The organism is Mycobacterium sp. NGS22, from assembly GCF_059813095.1.
Genome location: NZ_JCALDY010000008.1, coordinates 59,643 through 73,820 on the forward strand (window position 1 = coordinate 59,643; position 14,178 = coordinate 73,820).

A 14,178-nucleotide genomic window follows, 5' to 3' on the forward strand; every position below is an offset into this window, starting at 1 on the left:
GTAGACCCCGCGGATGGCCATGTCAACAGTTGTTGAATACACTGCTGGCATGGCTTCCAGGACGCGCGATACCCGAGACGGGCAGACCACCCGGGCGACGATCCTGGCCACCGCGCGGTCCCAGTTCGGTGACCACGGTTTCGAACGCACGACCATCCGTTCGGTGGCGTCCGCGGCCGGTGTCGACCCCGCGCTGGTCATGCACTACTTCGGAAGCAAGGCCGAATTGTTCGCCGCCGCTTCGCGATTCGACATCACGTTCCCGGATCTGTCCGGTGTCGCGCCCGAGCGCCTCGCCGACGTGCTGCTGCCGATGTTCGTCTCGGTGTGGGGTTCGGAGGGACCGTTTCTGCCCCTGCTGCGCGCCGCGGCCACCAACCCCGTTGCCGCGGACGCGTTGCTCGAGGTGTTCGTCGAGCGGGTGGCCCCGGCCCTGGCCGCAGCCGTTCCCGATCGCGCCGCCGAGCGCGCCGCGCTGGTCGGATCGCAGATACTGGGCTTGGCGACCGCACGCTACGTGTTGCGGATTCCGGCACTGGCCGACATGGACGACGCGACTCTGACCGAGTGGTTGCGGCCGGTGCTCGCGCACTACCTGACCGGGGCCGGCCCTAGCGGACCGTGAAGTGGCCGGACTCCGGTTCGGCGAGCATGCTCGTCAGCGTCGCGCGGTCGTACGGCCACAGGTCGACGCTGTTGTTCTCGGTCAGATACCACGAGTTGCAGCCGGTGTTCCACACCGTCGGTCCCATCGCCTCGGCCACGTCGGCATTGAATTCGTCGGTGGCTTCCTCGGTCACTTCGATCGACGTGGCCTCGCCGTCGCGAAGCATCTCCAAGAACCGGGCGATGTAGTTGGCCGTCCGTTCCGCCGAATACTGCAGCGAGATGGATCCGGTGGGGGAGTTGGGGCCCAGGACGGTGAAAAGATTGGGGAATCCCGGGATCGCCGTCATCCGGTACGCCCTCGGTCCGGCGGCCCAGGCCTTGTCGATGGTCAGGCCGTCGCGTCCGGTGATCTCCATGGGGCGCATGTAGTTGTGCGCCAGGAATCCGGTGGCCAGCACGATGACGTCGGCAGGCCGGGTCCGGCCGTCGGCCGTGCGGACACCGGCCGGGGTGACCTCGGCGATCCGCTCGGTCACCAGCTCGGCGTTGTCGGATTGGATTGCGCGGTAATAGGTTCCCGAGACCACTTGCCGTTTGCACAGCGGCTGATAGTCGGGAGTGAGCTTTGCCCGCAGTGCTTGGTCACGCACCTGTATACGCAGACACAGGCGGGCATAACCCTGTACCGCGCGCCGCCGCCAGGACGGGCGGGTGGTGACGTCGGCCAGAATGCCCGAAACCCACAGCAACCTCTGATACATCCAGTCGTGGGCGGTAGGGAAGCGCTGTAGCGCGGCCCCGAGAAAGCTGCTCTGCCGCAACGACATCGGGGCCCACAGGATCCATTGCGCAGAGCGGACGTAGTGAGTGACGGAGCGCGCCTTCGGTTGCAGGGCGGACACGATCTGCACGCCGGTGGATCCGGTCCCGATCACCGCGATCTGCTTCCCGACCGTGTCGACGGTGTCGTCCCACCGTGCGGTGTGCACGACCGGGCCAATGAACTCATCGAGTCCGGGTATGTCGGGGATGGCGGGATGGTGCAGCACGCCCGTCGCGCAGACGACCACGTCGGCAGCGATCTCCTCGCCGGCGTCGGTGCACAACGTCCAGCCGGCACGGTCCTCATCCCATTGCGCGGCAACGACTTCGGTGTTCAGCCGGATCCGCTCGGCGAGCCCGAGTCGGTCGACCACGTCGCGGTGGTAGCGCTGGATGGCGTCCCCGTCGGCCCAGATATGGGACCAATCGGGCTTGGGCGCGAACCCGAATTGGTAGATCTGCGAGGGTACGTCGCAGGTCAGGCCGGGGTAACGGTTCCAGTGCCAGACTCCGCCGACGTCGGTGCCCTTCTCCAGCACGGTGACGTCGTCGAATCCGCGTTGGGTGAAGACGTGCAGCGCGGTGATCCCCGCCAGCCCCGCGCCGATGATCACGACTCTGGGCGCAGATGTCGTGCACCGGTCCGTCATCGCTTCTCCCTCGAGGGTCTAGGGGCACCCGTTCGGGACAGAAAGGCGAACCGTTCCCGCAGCTCGTCCTCATCGATCCCGAACTCCGCTGGCGTGTAGCGGTGCCGTCCCCTGTCGGCGGTGTGCGACGAATGGTAGTCGGCGACGAATTGCTCGAGTGCGCCCGGCGGCTCCATGCCCGCGGCACGATAGATGACATCCAGTGCGGCAGCAGGATTCGCGGTGAATCGGCGGTAGTCGAGGTCGACGAAGGTCACGTCGTTCGCTGCGGGCGACGCGCGGAACTCGCTCGCCCGACGCAACCACAGTTCGCTCTGCTCGACCTGTTGTCGGCCGACCTCGACTGCATCGACGTCGTCGCTGTAGGTGGACCGGTACACGGCGAACAAGCTGGATCCCGACGTCAGCGTCTCCACGATGTCGCGTTCGATCTGTACGACGACGGCGCCGGGAAAGGTGGCGACCAGATGCCGCAGTTCCGCGGTGTGGGCCGGTGCTTTGAGGACGAAGCGGCGGTCGTCGTGCGTCGCCAGCAGCTGCAAGACTTCCCGATAGCGGGCGTAGCTGGCGCCGAAGTCCTGCTCGGACAACCACTTTGCGTACTGCGGCAACCGCAGCATCGACGTGAAACCCCAGTTGCGCAGGTCGGTCCCCATCCCCAACACGCATTCCTCGGGCAGCGTGGGTCCCGACGGATGAACGAACGCCATATCGGGATTGAGTGTGTGCAGCATCAGGGTTGCCGGCGCGGTGATGAACGGGTCCGGGGGCGGTTGTGGGCCGGCGAACAGCCATGGGGCGACGAGTTCTGCGGGCAGCGGAGCGCGCAAACGTGGGTCGCTACCCAGCAGCCGGAACAGAAACGTCGTTCCCGTCCGCCAGCCACCGATGATGACGATCGGCGGGACGAGCTGTGCGGCAGCGACTTCGGGGTGATCGGCACGGTACTGAGCGATGGTGGCACCGGCGGTCAGTCTGCCGACGGCCAGTTGACGCGCCATTCGTATCCCGATCGCGTTGAGCCGCGCATCCTGGTGCGCTGACTTCAAGAACGCGTCCAGTCCGTTGCGCCAGCCGTCGGCGAACAGCGATTCGTCGCAGCGGCGCGAGGCCTTCTCGATCACGGCTTGCGGATCGAGGAGGTATCGCTCGGGATGCTCTGCGCGTTCCCGTTCGGCGGCCGCATAGATGGCGGCTGCCTCCGGGCTTCGTGCCGGGGCGCGCCAGCTCATCCGAGCTCACCGAGTGGGACGCGGCGCACGGTGGGCAGCTCCGGTTCGGTTGCCGGCTGCAGGAACCGCATGACGAACAGGCCGAAGGCACGTCCTTCGGTGTCGAGCCAGTCGTATCCGGCGACGTGCGGATCCCGGCCGGCGAGTACGAAGCGAAAGCGTCCGTCGGTGAGCGTGCTGGTCGCCCCGGTACGTGAAACGACCCGATGGCGATAGTCCAGCGAGTTCAGGAAACGGTTGTACAGCACGATGTTCCAATGCCGGCATGTCACCGATGGCCCCTCCACGACAAGCGCTTCGTCGGGTCCCAGCTGCCAGGCTCCGCGTAGATAGTGGATCCCGGGCTCGGTGAACGCCGCCCCGCCGACCATCGACGTCCAGTGACGTACGGTGTTGGGCGCCTTGAGGTCGTCGGCCACAGCGAACCCGAGCAGCGTGGGCAGCTGACCCACGAACGTGCCGACCCGAGACAGCTCGCGGTCCACGCGTCGCCGGTCGACCGGTGCCACGGCCGCACCGTTCAGCGCCTCGATGCGACACCACCCCGGACGGGCCGGACGAGTCTCGTCGTGGACGTAACGCACCCACACCGAGGTCGAACCTTCCGGCAACCGCAAAGCCACACCATCATCGGAGCTGTTGGGGGACAACGCGATCGAGAACTCACCGGCGGCGTCGGGTACCAGGTCGCCGCTGTCGATGCGCGCCACGGCGCTCGTCGTCGCGATATTCGTCCCGGCGTAGACCGTGACCGACTGATACACCGAGTCGCCGATGTTGCCGGTGATCCGGTACTCGCCGTCGTCGCGGATGTCGGTGATCCAGTAGCGGTAATCCGGATTGTCCATGAAGAACTTCTCGCGCCAACCGTTGAACGGCACGAGTTCGGGGACATCACGGTCGATTTCGACCCGTCCGAGCAGATTGTTCAGCGCCCGCAACAACGCGAGTTGAGCGTCGGCATCGTCTTCGGCAGCCGACATCGCTTCACTGGCAGCCGACAGCCCGGAAATCAGATCCCGCCAGCCGTCGCCCGAGCCGCCCGTGACCATCGGAAGCGAGTTTCGCTCAGCGGCACTGGCCTGTCAACGCGCGAAGAGCCCGCGTTCGGCGTGGCTGTCGTCGACGCGGACGCACTAGTCTTCGACTATGGCTCCCAAAAACCTGTCCCGCCTGTTCCTGGAATGGCCCGTGGTGCGGCAGTTGCGGTCCGGTGACGTGTTGGGCCGCGGTCCGGCGGTGACCTCCAAGCAGACCCGGGCGCTCACCCCGCGCACCGCCACGGCCGACCGGGTGGTGCAGAGCGTGTGCCCGTACTGCGCGGTCGGTTGCGGGCAACGGGTCTACGTCAAGGACGAGCGAGTCGTCCAGATCGAAGGCGACCCGGATTCGCCGGTTTCCCGCGGCCGGCTCTGCCCGAAGGGTTCGGCCAGCGAACAATTGGTGAACTCGCCGGGGCGGCAGACCAAGATGTTGTATCGGCCGCCCCGGGCCACCGAGTGGCAGTCACTGGACGTGGACACCGCTATCGACATGGTGGCCGACCGGTTCATCGAAGCGCGCCGCCACGCCTGGCAGGACATCGACAAGAAGGGCCACCCCCTGCGGCGCACCATGAAAATCGCGGCGTTGGGCGGGGCCACGCTGGACAACGAAGAGAACTACGTCATCAAGAAACTCTTCACCGCCGCGGGCGCCATACAGATCGAGAACCAAGCGCGTATTTGACACAGCTCCACGGTTCCCGGTCTGGGAACCTCCTTCGGGCGCGGCGGCGCCACTCAATCACTGCAAGACATGGCCAACGCGGACTGCATCGTCATCCAGGGCTCCAACATGGCCGAGTGTCACCCCGTCGGCTTCCAGTGGGTGGAGGAAGCTAAAGCCCGCGGCGCCAAGGTCATTCACGTCGACCCGCGCTTCACCCGTACGTCGGCGGTGTCCGACAAGCACATCGGGATCCGGGCCGGGTCGGACGTGGTGCTGCTCGGTGCGTTGATCAACTACGTGATCACCCACGACCTGTGGTTCGCCGACTACGTCATCGCCTACACCAACGCCGCCACGCTGATCAACGAGAAGTACCGCGACACAGAGGATTTGAACGGGCTGTTCTCCGGGTTCGATCCCGAAACGGGCCACTACGACCCCTCGACGTGGGCCTATGCCGAACACGAATCAGACGACGAACACGGCGCGAGTGCTTCGGCGCGCGCCGCAGGGGATGATCATGGCAGCGGCGGCCCCCCGCTGCGGCATGCCCACGTGCAACGCGACGAGACGCTGCAGCATCCGCGCACCGTGTTCCAGATCCTCAAGCGGCATTACGCCCGCTACACACCGGAGATGGTGCGCGACGTCTGCGGCATCAGCATCGAGGATTTCACCTACCTGGCGCGCGCGGTGACCGAGAATTCGGGACGCGAACGGACCACCTGTTTCGCCTATGCCGTGGGCTGGACCCAGCACACGCTGGGTGCTCAATTCATCCGCGCCGCAACGATTCTGCAGCTGCTGCTGGGCAACATCGGCCGTCCGGGCGGCGGCATCATGGCGCTGCGCGGCCACGCCACCATCCAGGGCTCCACCGACATCCCGACACTGTTCAACCTCCTGCCCGGCTATCTGCCGATGCCCAAAGCCGGCAGTCACGACACCTTCCGCGACTACGTCGAGGCGGTCGGACCCAAACAGCAGAAGGGTTTCTGGGCCGACGCCGACAGGTACCTGGTCAGCCTGCTCAAGGCGTGGTGGGGGGAGGCCGCCCGCGAGGACAACGACTGGGCCTACGACTACCTGCCGCGGCTGTCGGGTCCGCACGGTACCTATCAGACCGTGATGGCGATGCTCGACGACGAAGTCGACGGGTACTTCCTGCTGGGCCAGAACCCGGCCGTCGGATCCGCGCACGGCCGGATGCAGCGGATGGGTATGTCGCACCTGAAATGGTTGGTGGTGCGCGACCTCAACCTCATCGAGTCGGCCACGTTCTGGAAGGACGGCCCGGAGATCGCGTCGGGCGAGCTGAACACCGAGGACATCGAGACCGAGGTGTTCTTCTTCCCGGCGGCGACGCACGTCGAGAAGGCCGGCTCGTTCACCCAGACCCAACGCATGGTGCAGTGGCGGCATCAGGCCGTCAACCCGCCCGGGGACTGCCAGAGCGAGCTGCAGTTCTTCGTCGAGTTGGGTCACCGGATCCGCCGGCGCCTCGCCGGTTCGACCGACCCACGCGACCGGCCATTGCTCGATCTGACTTGGGACTATCCCGTCGACGAGCACGGCGAGCCGGACTCGGAGGCGGTGCTCGCCGAGATCAACGGCTGCCACCTCGCCGGCCCCGACGCCGGCCGACCTGTGTCCGGCTATCCCGAATTGCGGGCCGACGGCACGACGTCGTGTGGGTGCTGGATCTACGCCGGGGTGTACGCCGAGGGCGTGAATATGGCCGCGCGCCGCGCGCCGCTGGGCGGACCGAGCCCGAGCCAGTCCGAGTGGGGTTGGGCGTGGCCCGCCGACCGGCGCATCCTCTACAACCGTGCCTCGGCCGACCCCGACGGCAGGCCGTGGAGTGAGCGCAAGCGTTACATCTGGTGGGACGAGCAACGGGGTCGCTGGGTCGGCGACGACGTTCCCGACTTTCCCGAAGACCGCCCACCGCACGCTCGGCCCGACCCGGACGTCGGCGGGCCGGATGCGTTGGCCGGCGACGATCCGTTCATCATGCAGGCCGACGGGAAGGCCTGGCTGTTCGCGCCCAAGGGCCTGGTGGACGGACCGCTGCCCACCCACTACGAACCGCAGGAGTCCCCCGTCGCCAACCTGCTCTACCCGCAACAGCAGAATCCGTCACGGATCATGTTCCCGCGCAAGGACAATCTGTGGGCGCCCAGCGCGGGGGAGCCCGGCGTCGACGTCTACCCGTTCGTCTTCACCACCTACCGGCTCACCGAACACCACACCGCCGGCGGCATGAGCCGCTGGCTGCCGTACCTGTCCGAGTTGCAACCGGAGATGTTCTGCGAGGTCTCACCGGAACTGGCCGCCGAACGCGGTCTCGAACCGTACGGGTGGGCCACCATCATCTCGCCGCGCGCGGCGATTGAGGCCAAAGTGCTTGTGACAGAACGAATGTCACCGCTGGTGATCGGCGGGCAGACCATCCACCAGATCGGCCTGCCCTATCACTGGGGCGTCGGGGGTGACGCCGTCGTCAGCGGGGACGCGGCCAACGATCTGCTGGGTGTCACGCTGGACCCGAACGTGCAGATCCAGGAATCGAAGGCGGGGTCCTGTGACATCCGGCCCGGTCGCCGACCCCAGGGTGAGGCATTGCTGCGGCTCATCGAGGAATACCAGTCGCGCGCGGGGGTAACCGTCGAGACGGACAATAGGCGCGTCACCGACGCCGAGAGGGAGGGCTGATGGGCCAGCTGGCCGGGCCGACCGATCCCACCGCGGACGCGAGATGGCCGCAACCTCAGCCACGCAAGGGTTTCTTCACCGACACTTCGATCTGCATCGGCTGCAAAGCATGTGAGGTGGCCTGCAAAGAGTGGAACCGCAATCCGCTCGACGGCGACCTGCAGATACTCGGGTCGTCCTACGACAACACCGGCCAGCTGGGTGCCAGCACCTGGCGGCACGTCGCGTTCGTCGAGCAGGGGCGCGAGCGCATCGAACAGGCCCGCGAATCCGGGCGTGCGCTGGTCGATTTGGGGATGCCCGGGGTCGCGGGACGTCCGGACACCAGCCCGCCGGACACTCCGGAGTTTCGCTGGTTGATGGCGTCCGACGTGTGCAAGCACTGCACGCACGCCGGGTGCCTGGACGTCTGCCCGACGGGTGCGCTGTTCCGCACCGAGTTCGGCACCGTCGTCGTGCAGCACGACGTCTGCAACGGGTGCGGCACGTGTGTGGCCGGGTGTCCGTTCGGCGTGGTCGAACGCCGCAGCGACGGCACCTACGCCACACCGGTCAAACGCTCCGAGCAGCCGGGGCACGAGTTCGTCACCGGTGTCGCCCAGAAGTGCACCCTGTGTTACGACCGATTGCTCGAGGACCAGACACCGGCGTGCGCGCAAGCCTGCCCGACGACCTCGATCAAGTACGGCGATCACGACGATCTCGTCGCCCAGGCCCGCGAACGCGTCGCCAAACTGCACGCGCAGGGACTCACCGAAGCCCGCCTGTACGGCGCCAACGAGCACGACGGGGTGGGCGGCATAGGGTCGGTCTTCCTGTTGCTGGACGAGCCGGAGGTCTACGGGCTGCCGCCCGATCCGCGGGTGTGCACGACGGACCTGGTGACCATGTTCAAGCGCGCTGGCCTCGCCGGAGCGGGCATGGTCGCCGCGGCGGCTTGGGCATTCCTCGGGGGGCGCCGGTGACGACGTCGGAGTTCGACAGTCTGCGTCCGCCCGAACCCGCCCGCGGCCCGAAGCGTCGCCGTCGGGGTAACCGGCGCCGCCGCGACGAGTCGCTGATGGTGCCGGAGGCGGAGTTCAGCAGTTACTACGGACGCCCGGTGGTCAAGCCGGCGCCGTGGGGCCACGAGGTGGCGGCCTACCTGTTCCTGGGCGGTCTGGCCGGAGGTTCGGGCTTGCTGGCCGCGGGTGCGCAGCTCACCGGGCGGCCGTTGCTGCGGCGCAATACCCGGCTGTCCGCTCTGGCGGCGGTGGTGCTGAGCGCGGGTGCTCTGGTGTACGACCTGGGCCGGCCGGAGCGGTTCGTCAACATGTTGCGGACCATCAAGCTGACGTCCCCGATGAGCGTCGGGTCGTGGATTCTCAGCGCCTTCAGCGCCGGTATCGGCGTTGCCTCGGTGTCGGAACTGGATCGGCTGACGGGGTCGCGGTTGCCGCTGGGTGTGTTGCGTCCGGTGCTGCGGGCGGTGGAGGGGCCGGCCGGTCTGGAGGCCGCGGTGTTTGCCGCGCCCTTGGCGGCTTACACCGCGGTGCTGCTGTCCGACACCGCGACCCCGACCTGGAACGCGGCTTACAAGGATCTGCCGTTCGTGTTCGTCAGTTCGGCGAGCATGGCCGCGTCCGGATTGGCGATGATCACCACGCCGGTCGCCGAGGCCGGCCCGGCGCGGCGGCTCGCCGTCATCGGTGCGATCGGCGATCTGGTCTCCGCCCGGGTCACCGAGCACCGGATGGACCCGGTGACCACTGAACCGCTGCACCACGGCACGCCCGGGTGGATGCTGCCGTGGAGCGAAAGGCTCGCTATCGCAGGCGGTTTGGCCGCTTTGCTCGGTGGACGGCACCGCGGCGTCGCCGTGTTGTCTGGCCTTGCCCTCATGACAGCGTCGGCTTTCATGCGGTTCGGCTTCTTCGAGGCGGGCAAGGCGTCGGCGCGCGATCCGCGCTACACCATCGAGCCGCAGAAGCGGCGGCTGGCGGCGCGGCGCGCGGCGGGTATCACCGACGACTCGATCACGACGGCCGGTTAGCGGATCTGGATCCCCGGTTCCGTGACGGTGTGCCCGATCACCGCATAGCCGGGCACTTCGCCGACCACCAGCAGCCCACCGGAGGTCTGCGCATCGGCCAGCAGCAGCAGGTCGTCCTCGGGCACGTCGTGACGTAGGTGTGGCCGCACCCAGTCCAGGTTGCGTCGGGTGCCGCCGGAGACGAACCCGTCCCGCAGTGCCGCGCGGGCGGCCTCGAGCACCGGCACAGCCGCGCGGTCGACGACCGCACCCACGTTCGAGGCCCGGCACATCTTGTGCAGGTGACCGAGCAGCCCGAATCCGGTGACGTCGGTGGCCGCCTTTGCACCCGCCGCGGCGGCGGCTGCGGCGGCGTCCCGGTTGAGCTGAGTCATTGTTGCGACGGCTTCGGCGCAGACCTCGCCGGTCTGTTTGTGCCGGTTGTTGAGCAGGCCGGTGCCCAGCGGTTTGGTGAGGGTGAGCGGCAGACCTGGTTCGGCCGCGTCGTTGCGCAGCAGCTTGGTCGGGTCGGCGACGCCGGTGACGGCCATGCCGTACTTCGGTTCCGGGTCGTCGATCGAGTGCCCGCCGATCACCGGGCAGCCGGCTTCGGATGCCACGGCCAGCCCGCCGCGCAGCACTTCGGTCATCAGCTCGAGCGGGAGTTTGTCGCGCGGCCAGCCGACCAGGTTGATGGCGACCACCGGGCGGCCGCCCATGGCGTAGATGTCCGACAACGCGTTCGCGGCGGCGATCCGGCCCCAGTCGTAGGCGTCGTCGACGACCGGGGTGAAGAAGTCCGCGGTGGACAGCACCGCGAGGTCGCCGACCAGCACCGCGGCGGCGTCGTCGCCGTCGTCGAGACCGACCAGCACGTTGTCGCCGTGCTGGCCGACCAGACCGCGCACCGCTTCTTCGAGCTCGCCGGGCGGGATCTTGCAGGCACAGCCGCCGCCGTGGGCGTACCCGGTGAGCCGCGTCATGGGGCGAGCGTACGCGGGGGGCGGGTGGCTGCCGGGTTGGTCCGCCCGGGCGCCGAACGTGCGGCTGGCCGCACACCGGGCGCGAGGTCCCCGGGTGGACGGCCCGATTGTCCGACTAAATTCACCGGTGGAGGCGTTTGGGTTCCTGGTGGTCCCCCCGGTCTTCAAAACCGGTGAGATCGAGTATCTCGGTCTGGCGGGTTCGATTCCCGTCCGCCTCCGCGTACGGCCCCACCACGGAAGCAGGGACGAGCAGTGACGCAAACGGACCCGCGCCGGGCGATTCCCCGCACGGATCAGTTGCTTGCCCTATCCGCCGTGCGGGAGGCGCGAAATCGGCTCGGCGACAACGTTGTTCGCGCGATTGTGCGCGAGTTGCAGGACCGGGCCCGCCGCGGTGACCTGCCGCCCGATCAGGTGCAGGACGCCCTCGCGGCAGCGCTGGAAAGACACCGGACCACCTCGCTGCGCCCGGTGCTCAACGCCACCGGCGTCGTCGTCCACACCAACCTCGGACGCGCACCTCTGTCGGAAGGCGCGGTCGAGGCGCTGGTCGCGGCCAGCGGCTACGTCGACGTCGAACTCGACCTGGGCACCGGCACCCGGTCCAAGCGCGGCGTCGGCGTCCGCCAAGCGCTGCGCGACGCCTGCCCCGCCGCCGAGGACGCGCTCGTCGTCAACAACGGCGCCGCCGCGCTGGTACTGGTCACCACCGCGCTGGCCACCGGTCGCGAGGTGGTCGTCAGCCGCGGCGAGCTGATCGAGATCGGCGCCGGCTTCCGGCTGCCCGACCTGATCGCCTCCACCGGCGCCCGGCTGCGTGAAGTCGGCACCACCAACCGCACGCATCTGCACGACTACCAGACCGCCATCGGGCCCGACACCGGCTGCGTGCTCAAAGTGCATCAGAGCAACTTCCGGGTGGACGGGTTCACCGCCGCCACGTCGCTCACGGAGTTGCGAAAGTTGGCCGACGCCAACCAGATTCCGCTGATCGCCGATCTCGGCAGCGGCCTGCTGCAACCCGACCCGCTGCTACCCGACGAGCCCGACGCCGCCACCGCACTGTCCGAGGGCGCCGACGTCGTCACCGCCAGCGGCGACAAACTGCTCGGCGGCCCGCAGGCCGGCATCATCCTGGGGCGCGCTGAGATTCTCGGCCGCCTCGCACGGCATCCGCTGGCGCGCGCGGTCCGCGCCGACAAGCTCACGTTGGCCGCCCTGGAAGCCACCGTCCGCGCCGACCAATCCCCGGTGACGCAGGCGCTGCACGCCGACCGTGAACGGTTGCGGAGCCGCACCGAAACGCTCGCCGCCGCAGTGGGAGCGACCGTCGTCGCGCACGACGGACGCGTCGGGGGCGGGGGAGCACCCGGGGTGCCGCTGCCGGGATGGGCAGTGCGCCTACCGGAGTCGACGGGCGCCGCGTTGCGCGCTGGTGACCCGGCGGTGCTGCCGCGGGTGCATGACGGGGCCTGCCTGCTGGACCTGCGCTGCATCCCCGAAGCCGACGACGACAGGCTGCTTGCCGCGGTACGTACGGCGTTGGGTGCACAACGCTGAACACGACGCACGTGGTGGCCACCGCCGGCCACGTCGACCACGGCAAGAGCACCCTTATCCACGCGCTCACCGGCATGGAGCCCGACCGGTGGGAGGAGGAACGCCGCCGCGGCCTGACGATCGACCTCGGGTTCGCCTGGACCAGCCTGCCCTCGGGTCGACGAGTCGCGTTCGTCGACGTGCCCGGTCACCACCGGTTCCTCGGCAACACACTGGCCGGACTCGGACCGGCCCCAGTGGTCTGCTTCGTCGTGGCCGCCGACGAAGGATGGCAGGCGCAGTCCAGTGACCACCGCGATGCCGTTGCGGCACTGGATATTCGACACGGACTCATCGTCGTCACCCGTGCCGACCGGGCACCGGACCAAGGCGCCGAAGCTCTGGCGCAGGCCCGCGCGGAGCTGGCCGACACCGGTCTGCGCAACGCGCCGTCAGTCGTCGTCTCGGCGACAGCCGGCACCGGTTTGAGCGACCTGCGTGCTGCCCTGGACGATGTCCTGGCACACCTTCCGGCTCCGCAGACCAGCGCCCGGCTGCGGCTGTGGGTCGACCGGTCGTTCACCATCACCGGTGCCGGCACGGTGGTGACCGGAACCCTGTCGGCGGGCTCGCTGGCCGTCGGTGACCGACTCGAACTCCTCGGCAGCTCACGCGGCCGGGGCGTGACGATCCGCGGACTGCAGAGCTGCGGCGAACCGCATCCGAGGCTGGGTCCGGTGACCCGGGCGGCGCTGAACCTGCGCGGCGTCGCTCGCGACTCCGTCCGCCGCGGTGACGTGCTGGTCACTCCCGGCGCCTGGCCGAGCACCCGGACGCTCGACGTTCGGCGCACCACCGGCGGGCCGTTCACCGACGCGCCCGCGCAGCTCGTCGTCCATGTGGGCACCGCGGCCGTGCCCGCGCGGCTGCGGCCGTTCGACGGCGAGAACGCCCGCCTCACCCTGGACCGTCGGTTGCCGTTGGTGTTGGGTGACCGCCTGGTGTTGCGTGATCCGGGCAGCGCCCGGGTGCTGGGTGGAGCTCAGGTGCTCGACGCCGAGCCGCCCGCGCTCCGGCGGCGCGGCGACAGCGCCCGGCGCGCCGCGGCGCTGAACGGGTTGGACGCTGCCGGCGACGTCGGCCACGAGGTGGCGCGTCGGGGAGCGGTGCGGGCCAGCCACCTGCGGCGGCTCGGGCTGTCGCCTGGCGCGGTCCCGGAACAGGTTCACGTAATCGATGATTGGTGGATACACACCCCGACATATGACGCTTGGCAGCAGCGGTTGCGAGCGGCGATTCAGGATCTGGCCGCACGAGATCCACTGGCCGACGGCATCTCTCGGGGTGCCGCGGCCGATCTGCTGGCGTTGCCGGACGAGGCCCTCATCGATGCCGTCGCCCGGGACGCGGGTCTCGAACAGCACGCCGGCCACTTCAGAGCGACAGGCGCTCGCACCGACCTCGGCGCTGCAGAAACCGCGATCACCGAATTGGAAACCCGGCTGCAGGCCGAACCGTTCCGGGCCCCGGAAGCTCACGAACTGCAAGCACTGACACTCGGCATCCGTGAATTGGCAGCCGCCGAGCGCGCCGGAAGGGTGCTGCGGTTGCGTGACGGCATCGTGCTGCTGCCCAACGCGCCCGCGCTGGCGATGCGCCAACTCGCCCAGCTCGATCAACCCTTCACCACAAGCCAAGCGCGACAAGCACTTAACACCACCAGACGTGTCGCGATACCACTACTGGAACATCTCGACGCCCGCGGCTGGACCCGCCGAGTCGACGCCGGCCACCGCGAAGTCGTGCGCTAGCGGCGATACGCGGCTTAGCCAAACCGTTCGAAGAGCGCGGCGCCGTCGACGTCAAAGACAAGGATGTCATGCGCACCTGGCACCTGGTTGGTC

Annotated in this window: 10 protein-coding genes and 1 tRNA gene; 7 read left to right on the forward strand and 4 right to left on the reverse strand. The window is 68.6% G+C overall.

From position 1 onward, the window contains the following. The first annotated feature begins 49 nt into the window (after positions 1–49). On the forward strand, positions 50–625 hold the full coding sequence (locus AC5Y47_RS09760) for a TetR/AcrR family transcriptional regulator (RefSeq protein WP_499943749.1): 576 nt from the start codon (positions 50–52) through the stop codon (positions 623–625). Here the strand turns inward: AC5Y47_RS09760 and AC5Y47_RS09765 are convergent. Genes AC5Y47_RS09765 through AC5Y47_RS09775 form a run of 3 tightly spaced genes read right to left on the reverse strand, consistent with a single transcriptional unit; the run spans position 612 to position 4,365 of the window. Next, on the reverse strand, positions 612–2,081 hold the full coding sequence (locus AC5Y47_RS09765; protein WP_499943750.1) for a flavin-containing monooxygenase: 1,470 nt from the start codon (positions 2,079–2,081) through the stop codon (positions 612–614). The two genes, AC5Y47_RS09760 and AC5Y47_RS09765, sit on opposite strands and share 14 nt — an antisense overlap. Further along, positions 2,078–3,313, reverse strand: a complete 1,236-nt coding sequence (locus tag AC5Y47_RS09770; protein ID WP_499943751.1) for a sulfotransferase family protein — start codon at positions 3,311–3,313, stop codon at positions 2,078–2,080. Before AC5Y47_RS09770 ends, AC5Y47_RS09765 begins: the two co-directional genes overlap by 4 nt. After that, on the reverse strand, positions 3,310–4,365 hold the full coding sequence (locus AC5Y47_RS09775) for a DUF1214 domain-containing protein (protein WP_499943752.1): 1,056 nt from the start codon (positions 4,363–4,365) through the stop codon (positions 3,310–3,312). Before AC5Y47_RS09775 ends, AC5Y47_RS09770 begins: the two co-directional genes overlap by 4 nt. 97 nt (positions 4,366–4,462) lie before the next feature. On the opposite strand from AC5Y47_RS09775, the gene fdh reads away from it, so the two are divergent. The 3 genes from fdh to nrfD are packed head-to-tail and all read left to right on the forward strand — an operon-like array spanning position 4,463 to position 9,770. Next, entirely contained in the window at positions 4,463–7,738 is a 3,276-nt protein-coding gene (fdh, locus tag AC5Y47_RS09780; RefSeq protein ID WP_499943753.1) for a formate dehydrogenase, read from the forward strand. After that, positions 7,738–8,703 (forward strand): 4Fe-4S dicluster domain-containing protein, encoded by a 966-nt coding sequence (locus AC5Y47_RS09785; protein ID WP_499943754.1) that lies wholly within the window; start codon positions 7,738–7,740, stop codon positions 8,701–8,703. Before fdh ends, AC5Y47_RS09785 begins: the two co-directional genes overlap by 1 nt. After that, positions 8,700–9,770 carry an NrfD/PsrC family molybdoenzyme membrane anchor subunit gene (gene nrfD / locus AC5Y47_RS09790; protein ID WP_499943755.1) on the forward strand — a complete coding sequence of 357 codons (1,071 nt, stop codon included), beginning with the start codon at positions 8,700–8,702 and terminating at the stop codon, positions 9,768–9,770. The genes AC5Y47_RS09785 and nrfD overlap by 4 nt, the downstream gene beginning before the upstream one ends. Here the strand turns inward: nrfD and selD are convergent. After that, positions 9,767–10,732 (reverse strand): selenide, water dikinase SelD, encoded by a 966-nt coding sequence (gene selD / locus AC5Y47_RS09795; protein WP_499943757.1) that lies wholly within the window; start codon positions 10,730–10,732, stop codon positions 9,767–9,769. The two genes, nrfD and selD, sit on opposite strands and share 4 nt — an antisense overlap. Positions 10,733–10,861: 129 nt before the next feature. Here selD and AC5Y47_RS09800 point away from each other — a divergent pair. From AC5Y47_RS09800 to selB, 3 genes are all read left to right on the forward strand, one after another. Continuing rightward, positions 10,862–10,955 (forward strand) — tRNA-Sec (locus tag AC5Y47_RS09800). Positions 10,956–10,987: 32 nt separating this feature from the next. Continuing rightward, entirely contained in the window at positions 10,988–12,295 is a 1,308-nt protein-coding gene (selA, locus tag AC5Y47_RS09805; protein WP_499943758.1) for an L-seryl-tRNA(Sec) selenium transferase, read from the forward strand. Between the two features lie 11 nt (positions 12,296–12,306). Beyond that, on the forward strand, positions 12,307–14,085 hold the full coding sequence (selB, locus tag AC5Y47_RS09810) for a selenocysteine-specific translation elongation factor (protein ID WP_499943759.1): 1,779 nt from the start codon (positions 12,307–12,309) through the stop codon (positions 14,083–14,085). Positions 14,086–14,178 lie beyond the last annotated feature (93 nt).

Excerpts from the sequence above, each read along its gene's own strand:
- AC5Y47_RS09770 (WP_499943751.1), bottom strand. The coding sequence starts at position 3,313 with ATGAGCTGGCGCGCCCCGGCACGAAGCCCGGAGGCAGCCGCCATCTAT.
- AC5Y47_RS09765 (WP_499943750.1), bottom strand. The coding sequence starts at position 2,081 with ATGACGGACCGGTGCACGACATCTGCGCCCAGAGTCGTGATCATCGGC.
- AC5Y47_RS09785 (WP_499943754.1), top strand. The coding sequence starts at position 7,738 with ATGGGCCAGCTGGCCGGGCCGACCGATCCCACCGCGGACGCGAGATGG.
- AC5Y47_RS09760 (WP_499943749.1), top strand. The coding sequence starts at position 50 with ATGGCTTCCAGGACGCGCGATACCCGAGACGGGCAGACCACCCGGGCG.
- selD (WP_499943757.1), bottom strand. The coding sequence starts at position 10,732 with ATGACGCGGCTCACCGGGTACGCCCACGGCGGCGGCTGTGCCTGCAAG.
- AC5Y47_RS09775 (WP_499943752.1), bottom strand. The coding sequence starts at position 4,365 with ATGGTCACGGGCGGCTCGGGCGACGGCTGGCGGGATCTGATTTCCGGG.